This is a genomic window from Bergeyella anatis (assembly GCF_036016955.1).
GTDB lineage: Bacteria > Bacteroidota > Bacteroidia > Flavobacteriales > Weeksellaceae > JAYWXI01.
Genome location: NZ_JAYWXI010000002.1, coordinates 80,995 through 100,717 on the forward strand (window position 1 = coordinate 80,995; position 19,723 = coordinate 100,717).

General features: G+C 44.6%; 19 protein-coding genes. 12 read left to right on the forward strand and 7 right to left on the reverse strand.

The features are described 5' to 3' along the window. Window positions 1-186: 186 nt before the first annotated feature. Entirely contained in the window at window positions 187-597 is a 411-nt protein-coding gene (locus VQ048_RS01950; protein WP_327610000.1) for a BrxA/BrxB family bacilliredoxin, read from the forward strand. 70 nt (window positions 598-667) lie between these two features. Here the strand turns inward: VQ048_RS01950 and VQ048_RS01955 are convergent, their stop codons facing one another. The 3 genes from VQ048_RS01955 to VQ048_RS01965 are packed head-to-tail and all read right to left on the reverse strand — an operon-like array spanning window position 668 to window position 4,693. Beyond that, entirely contained in the window at window positions 668-3,304 is a 2,637-nt protein-coding gene (locus VQ048_RS01955) for a hypothetical protein (RefSeq protein WP_327610001.1), read from the reverse strand. Between the two features lie 3 nt (window positions 3,305-3,307). Continuing rightward, window positions 3,308-4,291, reverse strand: coding sequence for a hypothetical protein (locus VQ048_RS01960; RefSeq protein ID WP_327610002.1), 984 nt, complete (start codon window positions 4,289-4,291; stop codon window positions 3,308-3,310). A 21-nt stretch (window positions 4,292-4,312) separates the two neighbouring features. Then, complete coding sequence (locus VQ048_RS01965) at window positions 4,313-4,693, reverse strand: group III truncated hemoglobin (RefSeq protein ID WP_327610003.1); 381 nt, start codon at window positions 4,691-4,693, stop codon at window positions 4,313-4,315. An 86-nt stretch (window positions 4,694-4,779) separates the two neighbouring features. On the opposite strand from VQ048_RS01965, the gene VQ048_RS01970 reads away from it, so the two are divergent. Further along, window positions 4,780-5,268 (forward strand): YkgJ family cysteine cluster protein, encoded by a 489-nt coding sequence (locus VQ048_RS01970; RefSeq protein ID WP_327610004.1) that lies wholly within the window; start codon window positions 4,780-4,782, stop codon window positions 5,266-5,268. A gap of 98 nt (window positions 5,269-5,366) precedes the next feature. On the opposite strand, the gene gdhA is transcribed toward VQ048_RS01970, so the two are convergent. From gdhA to VQ048_RS01985, 3 genes are all read right to left on the reverse strand, one after another. Next, the gene (gene gdhA, locus VQ048_RS01975) at window positions 5,367-6,725 is read right to left on the reverse strand and encodes an NADP-specific glutamate dehydrogenase (RefSeq protein ID WP_327610005.1); all 1,359 of its coding nucleotides are present in this window, start codon (window positions 6,723-6,725) and stop codon (window positions 5,367-5,369) included. A 185-nt stretch (window positions 6,726-6,910) separates the two neighbouring features. Beyond that, window positions 6,911-8,023, reverse strand: coding sequence for a DNA-processing protein DprA (gene dprA, locus VQ048_RS01980; protein WP_327610006.1), 1,113 nt, complete (start codon window positions 8,021-8,023; stop codon window positions 6,911-6,913). A 29-nt stretch (window positions 8,024-8,052) separates the two neighbouring features. Next, the gene (locus VQ048_RS01985; protein ID WP_327610147.1) at window positions 8,053-8,829 is read right to left on the reverse strand and encodes a rhomboid family intramembrane serine protease; all 777 of its coding nucleotides are present in this window, start codon (window positions 8,827-8,829) and stop codon (window positions 8,053-8,055) included. Window positions 8,830-8,991: 162 nt separating this feature from the next. Between VQ048_RS01985 and VQ048_RS01990 the strand changes: the two genes are divergently transcribed. From VQ048_RS01990 to VQ048_RS02010, 5 genes are all read left to right on the forward strand, one after another. Continuing rightward, the gene (locus VQ048_RS01990; RefSeq protein WP_327610007.1) at window positions 8,992-10,107 is read left to right on the forward strand and encodes a DUF3078 domain-containing protein; all 1,116 of its coding nucleotides are present in this window, start codon (window positions 8,992-8,994) and stop codon (window positions 10,105-10,107) included. Between the two features lie 29 nt (window positions 10,108-10,136). Beyond that, entirely contained in the window at window positions 10,137-11,075 is a 939-nt protein-coding gene (locus VQ048_RS01995) for a DUF3078 domain-containing protein (RefSeq protein WP_327610008.1), read from the forward strand. 92 nt (window positions 11,076-11,167) lie between these two features. Continuing rightward, the gene (gene msrA / locus VQ048_RS02000; RefSeq protein WP_327610009.1) at window positions 11,168-11,830 is read left to right on the forward strand and encodes a peptide-methionine (S)-S-oxide reductase MsrA; all 663 of its coding nucleotides are present in this window, start codon (window positions 11,168-11,170) and stop codon (window positions 11,828-11,830) included. 82 nt (window positions 11,831-11,912) lie between these two features. Continuing rightward, window positions 11,913-13,052, forward strand: a complete 1,140-nt coding sequence (tgt, locus tag VQ048_RS02005) for a tRNA guanosine(34) transglycosylase Tgt (RefSeq protein ID WP_327610010.1) — start codon at window positions 11,913-11,915, stop codon at window positions 13,050-13,052. A gap of 11 nt (window positions 13,053-13,063) precedes the next feature. Further along, window positions 13,064-14,158, forward strand: coding sequence for an LptF/LptG family permease (locus VQ048_RS02010; protein ID WP_327610148.1), 1,095 nt, complete (start codon window positions 13,064-13,066; stop codon window positions 14,156-14,158). On the opposite strand, the gene VQ048_RS02015 is transcribed toward VQ048_RS02010, so the two are convergent. Then, the gene (locus tag VQ048_RS02015) at window positions 14,152-14,868 is read right to left on the reverse strand and encodes a biotin--[acetyl-CoA-carboxylase] ligase (RefSeq protein ID WP_327610011.1); all 717 of its coding nucleotides are present in this window, start codon (window positions 14,866-14,868) and stop codon (window positions 14,152-14,154) included. The genes VQ048_RS02010 and VQ048_RS02015 overlap by 7 nt on opposite strands. Before the next feature lie 91 nt (window positions 14,869-14,959). Here VQ048_RS02015 and rsfS point away from each other — a divergent pair, with 91 nt between their 5' ends. The 5 genes from rsfS (at window position 14,960) to VQ048_RS02040 (ending at window position 19,645) form a co-directional block, all read left to right on the forward strand. Further along, a complete protein-coding gene (gene rsfS, locus VQ048_RS02020; RefSeq protein WP_327610012.1) occupies window positions 14,960-15,319 on the forward strand; it encodes a ribosome silencing factor in 360 nt (119 codons plus the stop codon). 38 nt (window positions 15,320-15,357) lie between these two features. Next, entirely contained in the window at window positions 15,358-17,379 is a 2,022-nt protein-coding gene (ftsH, locus tag VQ048_RS02025; protein WP_327610013.1) for an ATP-dependent zinc metalloprotease FtsH, read from the forward strand. Window positions 17,380-17,496: 117 nt separating this feature from the next. Then, complete coding sequence (locus tag VQ048_RS02030) at window positions 17,497-18,078, forward strand: LUD domain-containing protein (RefSeq protein ID WP_327610014.1); 582 nt, start codon at window positions 17,497-17,499, stop codon at window positions 18,076-18,078. 42 nt (window positions 18,079-18,120) lie between these two features. Continuing rightward, complete coding sequence (locus VQ048_RS02035) at window positions 18,121-18,987, forward strand: phosphatidate cytidylyltransferase (protein ID WP_327610015.1); 867 nt, start codon at window positions 18,121-18,123, stop codon at window positions 18,985-18,987. Between the two features lies 1 nt (window position 18,988). Then, window positions 18,989-19,645: a phosphatidylserine decarboxylase family protein gene (locus VQ048_RS02040; RefSeq protein WP_327610016.1), complete on the forward strand. Its 657-nt coding sequence runs from the start codon at window positions 18,989-18,991 to the stop codon at window positions 19,643-19,645. Window positions 19,646-19,723: the final 78 nt, after the last annotated feature.

Genomic DNA, 19,723 nt, shown 5'->3' on the forward strand with positions numbered 1-19,723 from the left:
TAAAAGGATATTCAACCTTTGCATATCGATTTGATTGAAAACCTGATGCCCTCGTTGGCGTCGGGTTTTTCTTTTTCCGTCATTTTGTCCGTTATCTTGGTTTGGAACACTTTTTACTCTTTTCCTGAAGATTAAAATAATTGATTAAATTTGAAACTTTAATTTCCAACTTAAAAAAAAATTGATATGTATCCAGCAGAATTAGTCTTGCCGATGAAGGCTGAACTTACCGATAAAGGTTTTCAGGATTTGACCACAGCAGAAGCCGTTAACCAAGCATTAAAACAACCCGGAACTACACTGGTCATGGTAAATTCCGTTTGCGGTTGTGCCGCAGGAGCCGCCAGACCCGGTGTGGTTTATTCCCTTACGGGCGATAAAAAACCGGATCATCTCGTAACCGTATTTGCCGGTTTCGATATGGACGCCGTTGCCGAAGCAAGGAAACACATGGCACCATTCCCACCGAGTTCGCCTTGCGTGGCTTTGTTTAAAGACGGCGAATTGGTGCACATGCTCGAAAGACACCACATCGAAGGAAATCCTGCGGGAGCCATTGCCGCCAACCTCCAGGCCGCCTACGACGAATATTGCTAAAATTGAATATTATACACCAAAAACGCCCCGTTCAAATGAACGGGGCGTTTTCATTTCTACCAAACCGAGATTATTTCTGCATAAAATAATTATAGTAAGAACATTGTCCCATCAGCTTTCTGCTCGTTTCGGTATCGGCATAATTTTGCTTTAGCTCGGTAAAATAGGTTCGGTAGTTACCGTTTTTGGCGGCCGCCAGTTTTTGCTCGAACTTCGACTGCTTTTCTTCCCAATCCGAAGCACTGTAATCGTATTCCTGAGGTTGGCTTGCTTCCCATTGATAATATTTACCCTGTTCCGCACTTGCCATTTGGAAAAGAAGCCTCGCTTTAACTTCTCTATCGGTTGTATTATCCAATGCTTTTTTATAATACCCGATAATTTTGTCGAAATCGTTAGAGGCTATACGAATCGGAAAAGACTTGTAATAAAGCTCCGAGGAAAAGATATTCAGCTCCGAAAAATCGTATTTCCCTCCGTTAGAGTTATCGATATCTGCCACAAAATAATGGCGGTAATACCCCAAAATAGATGTATTATACAATAAATTTCCGATGAGCTGATTGGCCTGCGCCGCTTTCGCAGTATTTCCACGACCTGTCTTTTCAAGCTCCAAAGCCGCTTCTGCCAGCTCCTTTTTGTTCATATTGGGTTTGATGAACGGATAATCCTTAATAAAAGATTCGGCTCTCATCGACTCGCTTTCAGGACTTTGGAAGCTTTCCCAAACATTATGCCCGAATACCAATGGCGAAATCCCCCGATAACCGTTATACCCCTCCACAACCAAACGGTTTTGCTCGTAGTCGTAGCGAGGTATGCCTTGGAAATTATTCACTTTATTATAATAGGCCAACGCTTTATCAAAATGAGCCAATCGCATTTGGTGATCCCCGTAAAGAACATTGAAAAAGTTAGCCGTATCGCCTCCCGTATCAATATTTTTGGCCACTACCTTGCGCTCGAAAAGGGTTTTATCCTTCCGAAGGTAAAACGATTCTACCGCGCTTACCAAATCCATATCCAAACTGTATTGCAAGTCGGACAAACGATTGTTCATAAGGAAAGATTTGCCGTGTTCACCTTGAAGGAAATAACGGTTGGCCAAAATATCAACAATAAAATCCGATACGGTTGAGGTTTTATTCTTTCCCGATAACTCTTCTACCAACTCCGGATACGTTTTAATCATATGATTTTCGAATGCCTCGTCAATTCTTGGGCGGGAAAGAATAGCATTAAGCAAATTCATACGGCTGATTTGAGCCAAATAAGCCCGATCCTGTGTTTGTATGGTTTTCAAGACGGCTTCACTGCCTTGGTAATCCTTTTGCAAAAACTTAAGGTACGATTGCGAAATTCGCCAGTAAGGATCCTCGGACTGATCGGCCACCTTCTCGGCAAAGCGTTCCAACGCCTCAATTTGCTCCCCCAAAAGAGACCGCTGTTGCTCGGTGGAAACCGACAAAGGCAACCGATTGGGATGATTTAAAAGCGTCTTGTCCGACAAAGCCTCTCCCTCCTCCGCAGAAACCACGCTCTCCACCGAATCGCTGCCACCAAAAATAGACTTGAAAAAAGCAACCACCTTATCCCAAAACGACAACTCTTTTTTCACTGCGGACTTTCGAACACCTGACGGAGCTTTCGGAACATCGGGAGCCGTCTTAGCCGCCTCACCATCGGTATCGGCATAGTAATCGTAAGGTAAATAAAGGCGTTCCAACTCGTTAATCGCTCTGGCTTGAAGCACTTTAAGAACTTCCGCATTGGGATTGATGGCGTAAATTTTTTCCATCATCGAAAACGGATTATTAAACCCCTGATACCCCAAAAGGAAATAGGCCATAACCTTTTCCTCGTCGTTTTGAGCCCGAGAAAGTAAATCCTCAAACGCTTTTTCGTCGGAAAGCTTTATCGAAACATAAGCCGTCTGTTTTCTAGACTTGGTATGGATGAAGACCTGAAAGAAATTCCAGTTAGCCTCCTGCTTTTGCCCCAATCCCCGCTGCGCTCCAGCCATTTGTTCCAACGCCATGTAATACACGGCATTCTTCAATCCCACAGGTTCCACATAGGTTCGGAAAGCCTCTACCGCTTGCTCGTAATTCCGGTTATAATGTTCGAAACGAACCATCTGATAAGCATACCTCAGACGGATGTCCTTGTTCTGCGTAGCTGCATAAAGTGCCTTTAGATTCGAAAGCGTTGCCGAATAATCCAATACCGAAGCCAAGCGGTACTTTGGTTCCTCGTACAGAAAATAAGAGTCCTCCTCTTCCGAAATCTTATTGATCCTGAGGTTTTCCATCTTTTTAGCCTCGATCAGATAATCCAAACCTTCTCTGTAGGTGTCGTAATTGCCCAATTTACGAAGAGTCTTGTCTCCGCTTCGATTAGCCTGTTTAAAAGCCTCCAAATCCGCCATGGGAAGTTCATAGACCAAACGTTTGACTTCATCCCCGCTCAGCTTATTTTGAAAAAAACGACACCACAATTCGAGATTATCGTCCGGCAAAACGACGGCAGGATCCTCGTAAAACGCCGAAGAATAAGACAAAAGAAAGGGCGTAAACGACTTGTCGGCCACAATGGTTTGGGTAAAAAGGTTAAAATACCCCTCATCCGGCTCGTACCACGCGCAAGCTTTAGCCCCTTGAAACCCCAAAAAACACCACATCCCCAAGGAAACAATAATTTTTTTCATCTTTTATTTGATTCTGTTGTTTATAAATTCATGATCCAAATGGTAGTAAACCACCCGGTAGGATCCCAGTTTCCGGTTTAAAAAAGCGGTTACCTCTGCCAATTGTTCCTCGGAAACTTCTTCCACCTTGATTTTAAACCCTTTATTAAGAAAATAGCCGAAATAAAAACCGTCTCTCGTTACCACCGCCTCATCCGCCGAGGTTTTCCTCAGCCCCTCGGCATACAAATCGTTAACCTTAAGGGCATTAATAAGCTTATGACGACCAAGGTGATTGGTCACGATTCCCCAAGAGTAGATGGGAAGAGCAATATCCATATTCTTAACAGGATAACGGTCGACCGAGGCCAGGTAATTTTTGAGCAAAGCCACATCCAAAATGGAATTTCGTTCCGTAGCCTCCAAAGGCGATGACGTGGAATAACACATCAAATAAACCTTATCCACCGGAGGAACCCCCATCACCTTACGATCTCGAACCTGATGAAGCCTCAATGTAGAACTCACCTTCACCGAAGAAATTCGTTTAAGCTCTTTCAGAAAAAAGAAAAAATTATCCCGGGTCGAAGCCGTCCAGTCGCAATCAATTTGGATTTCAGGAAATGCCCCGCCTCCAAAAGAAACCTGCCGCTGTTTAATTTGCTGAAACGTCCATGCAGCAAGAGAAGCCGCCTCTCCCTCAGACACCCCAAAAAAAGTACGGTTCGTAATGAATACCGTAGGTACAACAATCTTCCCGTTCGGCACTTTATTTTCTTTAACAATAATCGGAGCCAAAGCCTGCGCCTGACCGTCCACCTTATCCACATCGAAATAACGAACATAAAAAGGTTCCAAAGGAGCTGCCTCCAGCGCTTTCTTCTCGGTTTCGTCCAAACGAAACACCGTACGCCAATAATAATACGTGTACGGAGGGTTTTCTCGATTCCCGCACCCCAATAAACCAAACAACCCAACCAGCCATAAAATATGCAGACACTTTCTCATCCTATCCACTTCTTAAAAAAACTAAAATCTTCTCGCCACAGCCATCTTATGCGCCATGAGTGAGGAAATATTCTTGGCTTTATACACGGCCATTTCCGCCACCTCTCCCGTAAAATTTTCCCGAACCGTTTGCGTCCAAAGGTAAAGCCAATGTTCAAAATGAGCTTTTTCCATCGCCCGCTGTTCATTAAGCGGAAAGTGTGCCGCCATGGGATTCCCCTTGTAAGCCGTACGCCCAAAAAGAAGCGTTTCCCAAAAATCATACATCTTCGGAAGATGATGCTCCCAATCCACCTTGGCAATTTCGGTAAAGAAAAAACCAATGGTGGCATCCCGCTCCACTTTACGGTAAAAAGTGTTCACCAAAAATTCAATATCCTGTCTTGTTTCTAACGTTTTCATTCCAAACAAATATACATAATTATGAGATTCCCCGCACTTTGATTTTTTCGTTTACTTTTGCAACATCTTTTAATAATGCCGAGAAAATGGATATTGACTTCTACAAATCCCAAGCCATCCAAAAGCAAAAAGAGCACAAAAAATTTCTTGAAGGCCTGAAGAAAAAGCCGCCCAAAAACCTGGATTATCTTACCCAAGATACCCATGAAGAAGTTTTTGATAGCATCAGCTGCCTCCAATGCGCCAACTGCTGTAAAACCACCGGCCCCCTATACACCGAAAAAGACATCGAAAGAATCGCCAAATTCCTACGGATGAAGCCAGCAGAATTCGAGGCTAAATTCTTGAAAACCGATGAAGATCAAGATAAAGTGCTCCAATCCCTGCCTTGTTTTTTCCTTAATGAGGATCATACTTGCAGCATCTACGACGTGCGCCCAAAAGCCTGCCGCGAATACCCGCACACCGACCGAAAAAAAATCTATCAAATCAATGCCTTAACGCTAAAAAACACTCTAATCTGCCCGGCAGCCTTCCTTTTCGTTGAAAAACTTCAAGAAAAAATACAAAAATAGAAAGCATTGGTAACCAATGCTTTCTACTCCTTTCACTTTACTTTTATCCCCTAAATCGCCGGGGCGGCTTTAGCTTTATCTGCTTATGCATGAGGAATTTATACCACTCCCTGAGCCAGCATCGCTTCCGCAACTTTTACGAAGCCCGCGATATTAGCCCCCTTCACGTAGTTCACATATCCGTCCTCTTCTAAACCATAATCCCGGCAAGCTTTATGAATCCCAATCATGATTTCCTTCAAACGAGCATCCACCTCTTCAGAAGTCCAATTCAGACGAATGGAGTTTTGCGTCATTTCCAATCCCGAGGTAGCCACACCTCCTGCATTGGAAGCTTTACCCGGACTAAACAACACTTTATTATCCAAGAAATAGTTAATTGCATCTAACGTTGAAGGCATATTCGCCGCTTCTGTCACACAGATCACTCCATTTTCCACCAATTTTTGGGCATCTTCCAAATGAAGTTCATTTTGTGTCGCACAAGGGAATGCCACATCACACTTCACCTCCCAAGGACGCTTGCCTGCAATGAACTTGGCATTAGGGTATCGGGTCACATAATCCTCCGCACGGTTATTGCCGGAAGCACGAAGCTCCAACAAATAATCAATCTTATCGCCAGAAATACCTTCCTCGTCATAAATATAACCGTCCGGACCAGAGATCGTAAGCACCTTACCTCCCAGTTCGGTAAACTTCTTCACAACCCCCCAAGCCACATTTCCGAACCCGGAAACCGTAGCCGTTTTACCTTTAATTTCCTGACCAATGGTCTTCAGCATCTGCTCTGCGAAGTAAACCACACCGTACCCCGTTGCTTCAGGACGGATAAGGGACCCTCCGTAAGCAAGCCCTTTACCGGTAAGTACCCCCGTAAATTCATTGCGGATTTTTTTGTACTGCCCGAAAAGGTAACCGATTTCTCTTGCTCCTACACCGATATCTCCGGCAGGAACATCGGTTTCGGGACCGATATGCTTGCAAAGTTCCGTCATAAAGGCCTGGCAAAATCTCATAATCTCCATATCGGATTTACCTTGTGGGTCAAAATCCGCTCCACCTTTCCCTCCTCCCATCGGAAGCGTAGTAAGTGAATTTTTGAAAACCTGCTCGAATGCCAAAAACTTCAAAACAGAAAGGTTTACCGAAGGGTGGAAACGAATCCCTCCCTTATAAGGACCAATCGCCGAATTCATCTGAATACGGAACCCTCGGTTCACCTGAATCTCTCCCTTGTCATCCACCCATGGAACACGGAAAATAACAATGCGCTCCGCCTCCGCCATACGCTCTAATAGCTTCATGCCGTTGTACTCCTTCTTCGTCGAAATAAAAGGAATCACGGTTACAGCAACTTCTTTTACTGCTTGCAAGAACTCCGGCTCGTTCGGATTCTTAGCCTCGATCTTCGCAATAAACTCTTGTATTTTCTGATCTACATTATAGTGTTCCATAAAATTGTGAAAATTATATGAACAAATATAAAATTATTTTTAAATCTTACAAGCGTTCTTTTATTAATTAACAAAAATTAATTAGTTTTGGCTTTAATTTTTATTAAATCCACAATTAACAATATTGTTTTATAAAAAAAACGTTATTCTTTTATTTTTTGTGCATTTTCAAAAACACCTTTTTTTCACAAAGCCCGATATTGTCTCCCCGAAAACGAACGGATATACCCCGAAATCTCCATCTCCAATAAAATAGAAAGAAGCGCATGAGTGGGCCGGGACGTTCTCTCGGCAATCTCGTCCAACCCTATCATCGGCCGGCTTTTTATCACCGCATAAACTTCGGTTTGCTCAGGCGTCATCGCCGGCAGTTGTTCTTCCAAAGGAAAAAGTTCCGCCGTCCGACCTTCCCCGTAAAAAGAAAGCCCCAAATCCTTCACCAAATCGCCCACCGTCGAAATCGCAGCCGCCTTGTGAGAAGCAATCAAAAGATTACACCCCTGACTGTATTTATCGGTTATCCTTCCGGGTAAAGCATACACATCCCTATCGTACTGATTAGCAAAGTTAGCGGTACTGACCGAACCCCCACCAAATGCCGTTTCGCAAACAATGGTAGCCTTAGAAAGCCCTGCGATGACCCTGTTCCGTTGAATAAAATGTTCCCGATCGGGACGATGGGAACTGTTAAATTCCGTGAATAACGCTCCCCCATTGGAAAGAATTTCCTCTGACAAAAGTCTGTTTTTAGCCGGATAAATCGTGTGAAAGCCATGCGCCAAAACCGCCACCGTAGAAACCCCGACTTCAACCGAACGGCTATGCACCCGGGTATCCACCCCCAAAGCCAGTCCGCTAACCGTCTGAACCTTAGCCTTTCCCAATTCCGATAAAAAATCATCAACAAACTGCTCCCCATAAGCAGTCATGCTTCGCGTCCCCACAATGCTTACCGCTATTTTATCCGAATGATACGTCCCCTTTTGGTAAAGAACCGCCGGGGCATCAACACATTCGCCAAGTAAAGAAGGATAATCCTCCGCATGACGAAGCCTTACCAAAATACCATTGCGGAAACAAAATTCAAGCTCGTTCTCCGCAAACTCCAAATGCGCCTTGGAACCTATTTCACGAACCACCCTATGCCCAATCCCAAACAGCGAATCAAGCTCCCGTTTCGGAAGTTTCCACACGTTCTCGGCACCGCCATGCGCCACCACCAATTTGTTAAAGGTAACATCCCCTATAAAGCGACAACGCCGCAAAGCAATGGCATATAAATGTTCGTCTGAAAACATAACCCGCGTTTTCCCCAAAGATAGAAAAATTACCCGTCCTTACGCCGAAGTTCTTCCAAGTGTTCCCAAACCCCTTCTTTTCTCTTCTGGGGGAGCTCTTGAAAATCATCGGGGTGCATCTCTTTATACCTCTGCCACAAACGATCGTCCTTTTCGCTGTAATACTCCGGAAACTCCCAAATAAACTTCTTTCTTTTCGCTCCACTCTTCCTAAACAAAAAAGCCAAAATCACCCCGACCACTGCCCCAGAAAGGTGCGATTGCCAAGACACCCGGCTAGGGCTGTCCAAACGATAAAAAAACTCTTCCGGAAAAACACCCCAAACCAATCCGCCATAATACAACCCTACTACAAGCGTTACCGCCAAAAGACGGACATCCCACCGAAAAACCCCACTAAAAAAAAGAAAAAAAGCAAGAACATAAATCAGCCCACTAGCTCCTACAATACAACTGTAATAAAAAGCCCCCGTCCCCACATCCACCGGAGGAAACGACCAAACCAAAAGCCCCGCAGCCATCCAACCGTAAAGCAAAATCCTATGAGCAATGGTTCCGTAAAATTGATAAAGCAAAAACAGCAAAACCGCCATCGGCAAAGTATTACTAAGAAGATGCTCCATATTACCATGCAAAAAAGGGCTGAACAATACCCCTTTGAGCCCTTCGGGAGAAAGCGGAATAATCGCCCCATCGCAATACGTCAATACCCCCAAGTGTTGAAGTAAAAAACCGCCCCACATCCCCACTAACATCAAAAAGGGAAAGACAAGCGCCCGAGAGGAAAGAGTATATTTTTTTAGCATTTCGAAGAAGAAAACAAATAAACTGCCATTTATAAAATTCTGCAATTATGGCACATTATATTCGATTTTCCTTCTTTCGACCCCAAAAAAGTTTTTTCGGTCCCGATGTCCCCCATGTAAATCGTAATCCATAATTTTGCATCGTAATTTAATCTATTGGTTTTGAAAAGAATAATAAGCCTTCTTCTATTTTGTTTGCTATGCCCTTCGCTTTCGGCGCAACGCAGTGAGATTCAGAAAAGAATCGATTCGGCTTCCCAAGCCCAATGGCAGCGCCTGCAACCCAATTTGGATAGCTTAGCCAACCCCACCTTCAACCGATTAGAACTCCCTCACGAAGACAGCCTCGTTCTAAAAAACATCGTGGTCGTCCCTCAAGCACCGGAAGAAGTTCCCGTAACCCCATTTAACCTAATGAAAAACCAATCCGAAAAAAAATGGTTCTTCTTCGGCCAAAACAATCTGCATTTCAACCAGGCTTCCTTTTCCCAATGGAATGCCGGTGGGAATAACAACCTGGGAATCCTGGGAAAAATAAATTACAACCTGAGCTACAAAAAAGACCGCCACTACCTCGAAAATATTTTCCAGTTCGGCTACGGGCTGGTTTCCACCGAAGGCCAAAGTGCCCGAAAAACAGAAGACTACATCAATATTTCGTCCAATTACGGCTACGAGTTAGGACGAAACTATTACCTTTCCACAGGGTATCAGTTTTTATCCCAATTTACCCCCGGATACAACTACGCTCAAACTCCCGACCCCGAATTCAAAGACCGTATTTCGAGATTCATGGCCCCGGGCTACCTCAACCTCGGTTTAGGTATCTCTTACAATCCCAACGAAAATTTTCAAGCCATCTTCCGCCCGGCCAATGGAAAATTCACTTTTGTTTTGGACCCCCACCTCCAACAAGCCAAACGCTACGGTTTGGAAAGAGACGGCCAAAGCATAAGAACCGAGCTGGGAGCCATGCTGAACCTCCTGTACCGTCTAAAACTCTACAAAGACATCCATTTGGTCAACCAACTGAATTTCTTCACCAATTACATCTACCATCCCGAACGCGTCGACATCAACTACTCGGGGGTTCTTAATATGAAGTTCAACAAATTCGTTTCCGCCATTGTCGGGCTGGACGTCCTCTACGACCACGACCAAATCCAAAAAACACAATTCAAACAAACCTTGGGCATTGGATTCACCTACACTATGGGAACCGAAACCCAAGCAAAGAAAGAAAATAAAAGAAACCTAAAACCGTTTATCAACCGGTAATTTCAAAAATAAAACATTAAAAATCATTTATGAAAAAATTTTTATGCTCCGCAGCCCTCGTTTTTGGCATTTTTGCATCAGCTCAAGATCATTCTGCAGTATCCGATACTGTAAAGCACTGGTCCGTTAAAGGACAAAACACCCTCATGCTAAACCAAGCCGCTTTTTCCAACTGGGTAGGAGGAGGCGCCAACAACATCGGGTGGATTGCAGGAAGTAATTACAACATCACCTACGAAAAAGGCCACGACCTCTTGGAAAACATCGTTATTTTAGGTTACGGCCAAACCAACACCAAAGGTATCGGAACCCGAAAAACCCAAGACCTCATCAATCTTTCCTCCAACTACGGTCGAAAAATTTCCGAGAATTGGTACCTTTCCGCAGGAGCCAGTTTATTGACCCAATTCGCTCCAGGGTACGATTATGCCACATCCAGCTCTATTGCAAGCAAGGGCACCGACAACGAAGGGCATAAAAAAATATCAAGCTTTATGGCCCCCGGATATGTTAATCTGGGAGCAGGATTCACTTACCGACCAAATGACCGGTTCACCATGACGCTGAGACCCACCAACGCCAGATGGACCTTCGTATTGGACAAAGACCTCCAATACGCCGGAAACTACGGCCTCAAAAACGATGGTGATTCTTCGCTGTTCCAATTCGGTTTTCTTGGAACCGCCCTCTATAAAGTTCAACTCATGGAAAACATGAGCCTCATCAACACCGCTTCTGTTTTCTCCAACTATTTGGATCACCCTGAAAGATTGGTTCTATCCTACGGTGGAATCCTAAACATGATAGTCAACAAATACATTTCGACCGTCTTAACCCTCGACCTGTTCTACGACCACAACCAAGTCCGAAAAACCCAGTTAAAACAAACCCTTGGAGTAGGTTTTGCCTACAACATAGACAACGGGGTTAAGCGCAGTGAAAACAAAAACAATCAAACTTGGAAATAACCTCCTGACCCCTCTTCGGGTATTCTTTGAAAACCATTCAATATAAAGAGAAGCCGCTCACAAAACCGGCTTCTCTGTTTTTTCATCAAAAAATGAAAAACTTTTTCCTACTTTTGATTTTGTTTTTAAGTGGATTTTCCTGTCATCCCTCCAAAAACAATGCAACAATAAAAACCTCTAATACCAAAATGACTCCTGATCAAAATCTAAAACAAATCGTGTTCGGTGGCGGATGCTTTTGGTGCGTCGAAAGCTGCTTTAACCAACTCAACGGCGTTGAAAAAGCCGTATCGGGGTATTCCGGCGGCCACCAGCCTCATCCCACCTACCAAGAAGTCTGCACCGGAGAAACCGGCCATGCCGAAGTGGTGCAAATCACCTATCATCCTGACCTGATAAGCTACAAACAACTCTTGGAGGTGTTTTTCTTTCTGCACGACCCCACCCAACTCAACCGACAAGGCGACGACATCGGAACCCAATACCGCTCCGTCATCTTCTATCAAAACGAAACCGAAAAAAAAGAAGCACAAGAAGCCATTAATGCCCTTGACCAATCCGGACGTTATCCGACCAGAGTGGTTACCGAAATTGCCCCTTTCGAAGTTTTTTGGCCGGCCGAAGAATACCACCAAGGGTATTATTGGGAAAACCCTGATACCCCTTATTGCTCTGCCGTCGTAGGTCCCAAAATCCAAAAATTCATCCGTCATTTCGAAGCCAAAGGCTGGTTAAAAAAAGCCTATCAACCTTAACCAAAAGCCACAACCAAGTTTTAAAATGGTTATCTTTGCAGGTTTAAAATCAAATTTCGTTTTCTGAAAAAAACAAAATAAAATGACGAACCTCCCTTTTTTCGAAATAAAACAAACCTCCGAAAGCAAAGCCAGAGCCGGATTAATCACCACCGACCACGGCACCATCGAAACACCGATTTTCATGCCCGTAGGCACGGTGGCCTCCGTTAAAACCGTTCACCAAAGGGAACTGAAAGAGGACATCAAAGCCCAAATCATCCTGGGAAATACCTATCACCTGTATCTTCGCCCAAAGATGGACGTCATGCAGCAAGCCGGCGGACTTCATCGTTTCATGAACTGGGATCGCCCCATCCTGACCGACTCCGGAGGGTATCAGGTTTTTTCGCTGTCCGACACGCGAAAAATGTCCGAAGAAGGCGTGAAATTCAAATCCCATATCGACGGAAGCCTGCATTTTATTTCGCCCGAAAAATCCATGGAAATCCAGCGTCAAATCGGAGCCGATATTTTTATGGCGTTTGACGAATGCACCCCCTACCCCTGCGAATACAACCAAGCCAAGGCCTCTATGGAAATGACCCATCGCTGGCTAAAACGTTGCATCGACTGGTGCAACGAAAATCCGGAAATCTACTCGCACAAGCAAAGGCTTTTCCCGATTGTTCAAGGTTCCACCTATTCTGACCTTAGAAAACGCTCGGCCGAATTCATCGCCGAACAAAATGCCGAAGGAAACGCCATCGGGGGACTATCCGTCGGAGAACCCGAGGAGGAAATGTACCGCATTACCAACGAAGTTACCGACATCCTGCCGAAAGAAAAACCCCGCTACCTTATGGGCGTGGGAACCCCTTGGAATATCCTGGAAAGCATCGGCCTCGGCGTGGACATGATGGACTGCGTTATGCCAACAAGAAACGCCCGTAACGGAATGATTTTCACCTGGAAAGGTGTCGTTAATCTAAAAAACGAAAAATGGAAAAACGACTTCTCCCCACTGGATGAATTCGGTACGTCTTTTGTCGACCACGAATACTCGAAAGCCTACGTCCGCCACCTATTCGTCGCCAAGGAATATTTGGGCAAGCAAATCGCTTCCATCCACAACTTGGCTTTTTACCTCGATTTAGTCCGAACCGCCAGAAAACACATTATGGAAGGCGATTTCTACCAATGGAAAGACTCCGTATTGCCTATTCTCCGACAACGCCTCTAAATCCTCCGACCATGCCCATCATCGACCGATACATCATCAAAAAATTTTTGGGAACCCTAGGGTTCATGCTCCTTCTGCTCTCGATCATTGTCGTGGTGATTGACGTGCAATCCAAATCCCCAAGAATTGAAGGTAACGGATTTACCGTAGGGTACTTCCTGATTCATTTTTACCCTTTTTGGATGATTTATCTGGTCATCACCTTCATGTCGATTTTGGTTTTCATTTCGGTCATCTACTTCACCTCAAGAATGGCCAACAATACGGAAATCGTTGCCGTGATAAGCAGCGGAGCGAGTTTCCACCGCTTTGCAAGGCCTTACTTCATCGCTTCAGCCATTATCGCCCTTTTTTCTTTGGCAACCAACCACTACCTCCTGCCTTGGGCCAATGTTCAAAAAAACAAACTCGAAGTGTACACCTACAACGAGGTCGACCGGGAAAAAGTTTTAGGCAACGTGGAAATTGCCACCAGACTCTCCCCAACCGAATACATCTTCATTAACAACTACAACCGTAAAGAGAAAAGAGGCTCCAGCTTCATGTTTCAAAAATTCGACAAAAATCGAAAGCTAATCGAAGAAATCATCGCCAACGAAATCGCATGGGACGAAAAAAAGAAAGTCTTCGCCGCCACCGGATACCTCGAACGCAAAGCAGCAAAAAACGACACCGAAATATTATCCAACGGCGACCGTAAAGAACTAAATTTCGGGCTTCCCCCAGAAGAATTATTTCCCGACGGTCTTTTAGGGCAAACCAAAACCACCCCCGAACTCACCAAACTCATCCAACAAGAGAAAGCCAAAGGAAATAAAAACCTTAACACCTTCCTCAACGAGTTGCATCAGAGAACCTCGATGCCCGTTTCCATCATCATCCTAACCCTTTTGGCCTTATCCCTCTCTTCGCAGAAAAAAAGAGGCGGATTGGGACTGAATTTGGCCATCGGAATCGCTTTGGCCTTCGTCTTTGTATTTTCTTTCGAAGCCCTCAAAGTGGTTGCAGAAAACAACACTCTTCCTCCCGCATTAGCCATGTGGCTGCCCAATCTTGTTTTTGGGCCTTTAGCGGCGTTTCTGTACTTGCGAAGAGCCAATCAGTAAAGCAATTCGATTTCCTTGGTCCTAAAACAGCGAAGACCGTCTTTTTCCAATTCCACATGAAGCGCTCCTTCCTCATCCACCTTACGAATGATGCCATTTTGTCTTATTCCGCCAAGCGCAAAAAATGAAACTTCATCCCGACGGAAAAGCCACTCGTTAAAACGACTAAGAACCTCCGCCTCCCCAGGCACCCGAACCAAAGCCTCGCTATAGTACGCATGAAAACGCTGCGTAAAATCATCCAAGTCAATAGCCAGCCCTGTTTGGCTCAATATCGACCCCGCCTTTGGTAATCCTTCAAAATGCTTTTGTTTTACATTAATCCCGACTCCTGAAACCCAATACGTCACTCCGTTCACCCGTCTTTGCTCCACCAACATCCCGCTGATTTTTTTTCCACTAACAAGGATGTCGTTAGGCCATTTGACCTTGACCACCGAAGCGGTCAAATTGGCAACAAAATCCCGCACCACCAATGCGGTATAAAAATTGAATAATCTCGCAGACAAGGCATACCCTTCCGGACGTAAAGCCAAGCTATACGCCAAATTCTCGTCCCGAGAAGATTGCCAAATGTTACCATATTGTCCTCTTCCGGCCAATTGCCGATAGGTATAAAGAGCCACATGCCCGTCTATTTTTTCGGCAGCTTTTAACACCTCGTCATTGGTGGAACCTTCAACCACCGGAACATACAAAAGTGGGAACATTAAGAAAATTTTATGATTAATACGCCTAAAAATAAAGGCGAAAAATAAACAAAAAACAATAAATTTGCACACATTAGACAATATTTTTTGAATGAGCAGTACACAAAAACAACAACTTATAGACAAAATCGTTGAAGCGATACAAGACACCAAAGGTGAGGACATTAAAATCTTTGACCTCTCCGGCATAGAGAACTCCGTCGCAGAAACTTTTGTGATTTGCAGCGCCAACTCCAACACTCAGGTGAGTGCCATCGCAGGTAATATCGAGAAAAAAGTCCGCAACGAATTAAAGGAACGCCCTTGGCACGTGGAAGGCGCCGATAATGCCCTATGGGTACTGGTGGATTACGTCTCTGTGGTGGTTCATATTTTTCAGAAACATATTCGGGATTATTACGAAATCGAGGAACTTTGGGGCGATGCTAAAATCACAGCCATTGAAGATTAACTTGTTTTCTCACCGAAAAAATACCAAACCAATCATACATGAACAATAAAGGATTCAACTGGTTCTTTCCCATCGCTATAGCTGTCGTTCTTTTCTTCTTTCTACAGCCCATGCTATCGGAATCCGAAGGACCTAAAATTGACGAAGAACGTTTTTTTCAACTGATAAAGAGTGGTAAAGTAAAAGAAGTTATCGTCTATAACGACGTGAACAAAGCCGACGTGTTTCTTACCAAAGAAGCCAAAAACGAACTGGCCAAAAACGCCGGCAAAAGCAACTCCGAGACCTTCACCTCTCCTTTCAACTTTAACCAAGGAGGCCCAGATTATTCGTTTTCTTACGGCGACAAAACCCTTCTAATCGAAGCCTATCGAAATTTGAAGAAAGAAAACCCTGCGATCACCACCTCCATGGATTATGCCAATGCCAAAAACCCAATTTCGGAGATGTTATTTTCGATCCTGATTTGGGTGGCTGTATTGGGGCTTTTCTACTTTTTCCTTTTCCGCAGAATGAGCGGATCAAGCGGTCCTGGCGGACAGATTTTTTCCATCGGAAAATCCCGCGCCAAACTCTTTGACGAGAAAGAAAAAGTAAATGTCACGTTTAAAGACGTGGCCGGTTTGGAAGGAGCCAAAGAAGAGGTTCAGGAGGTCGTGGACTTCCTTAAAAATTCTGAAAAATACACCAAACTCGGAGGTAAAATCCCTAAAGGCGTACTGTTAGTAGGGCCTCCGGGAACCGGAAAAACCCTTTTAGCCAAAGCCGTAGCCGGCGAAGCTAAAGTTCCTTTCTTCTCGCTATCGGGTTCCGATTTCGTCGAAATGTTTGTCGGCGTGGGAGCTTCTAGAGTAAGGGATTTATTCGCCCAAGCCAAAGCTAAATCTCCCGCCATTATTTTCATCGACGAGATTGATGCCATCGGACGTGCCAGAGGAAAAGGAAACATCACCGGTGGCAACGACGAGAGAGAAAACACCCTAAATCAGCTTCTTACCGAAATGGACGGTTTCGGCACCGATACCAATGTGATTGTAATGGCCGCCACTAACCGAGCCGATATTTTGGATAAGGCTTTGATGCGTGCCGGGCGTTTCGACCGCTCCATCTACGTGGATCTTCCCGAGTTGCATGAACGGCGACAAATCTTCGACGTTCACCTTGCAAAGATAAAACTCGACCCCAATGTCGATCGGGATTTCTTGGCCAAGCAAACGCCTGGATTCAGCGGAGCCGATATTGCAAATGTCTGCAACGAAGCCGCTTTGATCGCTGCCAGAAACAACCACGAAATGGTAACCAAACAGGATTTTCTGGATGCCGTGGATCGTATCATCGGAGGTCTTGAGAAAAAGAATAAAGCCATTAAGCCCTCCGAAAAAAGAAGGGTGGCCTACCATGAAGCCGGGCACGCCTCCATCTCTTGGTTGGTGGAACACGCCGCACCTCTGTTGAAAGTTACCATCGTGCCCAGAGGTCGTTCATTAGGAGCAGCCTGGTATCTGCCCGAGGAGCGTTCCTTAACCACCACCGAACAAATGCTCGACGAAATCTGTGCGACATTGGGAGGAAGGGCTGCGGAACAAACCGTCTTCGGTAACATCTCCACCGGCGCATTGTCCGATTTGGAAAGGGTAACCAAACAAGCCCAATCCATGGTAACCATCTATGGTCTTAACGATAAAGTAGGAAACATCTCCTACTACGACAGTTCCGGACAAAGCGAATACAGCTTCGGGAAACCCTACTCCGAAGAAACGGCAAAAATGATCGACGAAGAAATTTCTAAAATCATCGAGGGCCAATACCAAAGAGCGTTAGCTATTCTTTCGGAAAACCGAGATAAGCTTGATGCTTTAGCCGGAAAACTTCTTGAAAAAGAAGTCATCTTCCGCGAAGATTTGGAGGAGATCTTCGGAAAGAGAGCCTGGGATCCCGAACTTACGGAGCATCCGGCCTCAACCGCAGGCAATCCCACCGAGCAAGGTAATGCTCTCGATGCAGATCCCGAGCAAAATCCGCCTTCCGAAGAGCCGCATGAAGCCCAACATAACGAATAAATAACAACCAAATAAAGACTCCCGATACTTTCCTAAAAGTATCGGGATTTTTTTTCGCTTCAAAATAAAATATATTTTATACTTTTGTGTTAATAAACCATAAAACTGCTTTCACCATTGAGCCTATTTAAGAAATTGGTCAGCAAAATACTTAACCAACCCGAAATGGATGAGGAGAATGATCTCGTAAAATTGGGAGATCAGTTGAAAAATGCGGATTTAGACTACAAGTTCGCCCAACTCTTCACCCACTCCGGCGGTTTTTTCAACTATTGCCAGGACGAGGCCGAGGCTCTCCAAACCCTGAATAAAATTATTAAACTCGAAGGCATCCGCTCCGCTTTCTGCTGGGATGACGATCTAAAAAACTTTCTTAACGTCTTAAATACATCCTATACCGAAGATTTGGAACTCTTCAACGATGCAGCCTTCATTACCTGCGAGTACCTTATCGCCTATGACGGGCGAATTATGCTTTCGCACAACAATATCAAACACTATCACTCTTCCCGTTTGCCCGATAAAATCATCCTTATGGCAAACGTCTCCCAAATCGTGGTGAACCTTAACGACGCCATGATGAAAGTCAAACGAAGAGGAACACTAAGGAACCTAACCTCCATCAGCGGAAGCCAATCCAAACTGGATACGCCCAATAAAGACAATACCAAAATTTTCCTGCTCCTTTTGGAGGACTAGTTGGGTAAAAGGTTTTAAAATTCAATTATAAATTATCACATTTTGGACAAAAATCTATTACAGCGGTTAATTTCCGGTTTCTTCTACGGTTTGGTCATTCTTCTATGCACCACCCCGTTGGGCGAGACCTTTTTAGGGAAAATTTCCCCTTGGTTTCAACAGCACCGTCTGTATTTCGGATTAATGGCTTTCTTTATGGCCGTAGGCGTTTACGAATGCGTCAAGCTAATGAAATTCGGAAAAAGCTGGGAAAGATTCGCCGTGGTTCCTTTAGCCATCTACGTTTTTTACATTTACGCCAAACGCTATTTTAATCACGGTTTTTACTACGATCTTACCCTCTCCGAAGGATTGGCTCTTTCTCTAATCCTTATTGCTGTGCTCACAGTATTCCGCTTCAAAGAAGAGCTTTATAACGACGGAGGAAAACTTATTTTTACCGTCATCTATTCGGCTTTGACGTTCGGCTTCGCCCTCGCTATTCCCCAATATACCTCTGGCGGAGAGTTCTCCTTAGAAGCCTTCATGCTGTTTGTCCTGATTTGGTCCAGCGATTCTTTTGCTTATTTTAGCGGAAGACTCTTTGGCAAACACAAAATGGCCCCTACCATCTCTCCCAAAAAAACTTGGGAAGGTTTTGCCGGAGGGGTTATACTCACGCTTCTCTTAGGTTTCTTTGTCGAAAGGCAGTACCCCGAGCTGAGAGGCAACTGGATGATGGTGGGTTTACTAACCGCCGTATTCGCTCCTATCGGCGATTTGGTGGAAAGCCAACTGAAAAGAACCTTTGGCGTAAAAGACAGTGGCAATATTATCCCCGGCCATGGTGGCGTATTGGATCGGCTTGATAGCTTTATCCTCTGCGCTCCGGTGATCTATCTATACTTTTTACTAGAAAAATTAATATAAAATGAGACTTCATAAAGAATCGAAAGGAACCCTCTTGGTCGCGAGCACCGTATTTGCTTTGGCGGCATTTTTATCCATCTATTTCCTTAAATTTTGGGCGTTAGCCCTCCTAATTCCGCTTTTGGTGGTTTACGGTTTGGTCTTTTGGTTTTTCAGAGTGCCCAACCGCACCATTTTGGAACACCGCGAAAACATTGTGGCTCCAGTGGACGGAAAAGTGGTTATGATAAAAGAGGTAGAAGAAAACGAATTTCTGAAAAGCAAATGCCTCCAGATTTCCATTTTCATGTCCCCGCTCAATGTACACATCTGCCGCTATCCCGTTTCGGGCAAGGTTGTCTATAAAAAGTACCATCCCGGGAAATACTTGGTTGCTTGGCACGAAAAATCATCCACCGAAAACGAGCGTACCACAGTGGCCGTGGAAAGCCCTACCAAACAAAACATCGTCTTTCGCCAAATTGCAGGCTATGTGGCCCGACGGATTGTATTTTATTGCAACGAAGGCGATACCGCCAAAGCCGGACACGAATTCGGCTTTATAAAATTCGGATCGCGCATGGACATTTTCGTTCCCCTAAACACCGAAATTTTATGTAAAATAGGCGATAAAACCGTTGGTGGAATCGACGTCATCGCAAAACTTAAACAAGCATAAAAACCTTCCTTTTCCACCCCTGAGAAAAGAAGGGAAAAATGTAACTTTCATCCGAATTTGTACAAAACAGATTCGGAT

Bases quoted from the DNA above. Each gene is read 5' to 3' on its own strand.
- VQ048_RS01995 (WP_327610008.1), top strand. From the start codon at position 10,137: ATGAAAAAATTTTTATGCTCCGCAGCCCTCGTTTTTGGCATTTTTGCA.
- VQ048_RS02040 (WP_327610016.1), top strand. From the start codon at position 18,989: ATGAGACTTCATAAAGAATCGAAAGGAACCCTCTTGGTCGCGAGCACC.
- VQ048_RS01965 (WP_327610003.1), bottom strand. From the start codon at position 4,693: ATGAAAACGTTAGAAACAAGACAGGATATTGAATTTTTGGTGAACACT.
- tgt (WP_327610010.1), top strand. From the start codon at position 11,913: ATGACGAACCTCCCTTTTTTCGAAATAAAACAAACCTCCGAAAGCAAA.
- gdhA (WP_327610005.1), bottom strand. From the start codon at position 6,725: ATGGAACACTATAATGTAGATCAGAAAATACAAGAGTTTATTGCGAAG.
- VQ048_RS01960 (WP_327610002.1), bottom strand. From the start codon at position 4,291: ATGAGAAAGTGTCTGCATATTTTATGGCTGGTTGGGTTGTTTGGTTTA.
- VQ048_RS01955 (WP_327610001.1), bottom strand. From the start codon at position 3,304: ATGAAAAAAATTATTGTTTCCTTGGGGATGTGGTGTTTTTTGGGGTTT.
- msrA (WP_327610009.1), top strand. From the start codon at position 11,168: ATGAAAAACTTTTTCCTACTTTTGATTTTGTTTTTAAGTGGATTTTCC.
- VQ048_RS02010 (WP_327610148.1), top strand. From the start codon at position 13,064: ATGCCCATCATCGACCGATACATCATCAAAAAATTTTTGGGAACCCTA.
- ftsH (WP_327610013.1), top strand. From the start codon at position 15,358: ATGAACAATAAAGGATTCAACTGGTTCTTTCCCATCGCTATAGCTGTC.
- rsfS (WP_327610012.1), top strand. From the start codon at position 14,960: ATGAGCAGTACACAAAAACAACAACTTATAGACAAAATCGTTGAAGCG.
- VQ048_RS01985 (WP_327610147.1), bottom strand. From the start codon at position 8,829: ATGCTAAAAAAATATACTCTTTCCTCTCGGGCGCTTGTCTTTCCCTTT.
- VQ048_RS01970 (WP_327610004.1), top strand. From the start codon at position 4,780: ATGGATATTGACTTCTACAAATCCCAAGCCATCCAAAAGCAAAAAGAG.
- VQ048_RS02015 (WP_327610011.1), bottom strand. From the start codon at position 14,868: ATGTTCCCACTTTTGTATGTTCCGGTGGTTGAAGGTTCCACCAATGAC.
- VQ048_RS01950 (WP_327610000.1), top strand. From the start codon at position 187: ATGTATCCAGCAGAATTAGTCTTGCCGATGAAGGCTGAACTTACCGAT.
- dprA (WP_327610006.1), bottom strand. From the start codon at position 8,023: ATGTTTTCAGACGAACATTTATATGCCATTGCTTTGCGGCGTTGTCGC.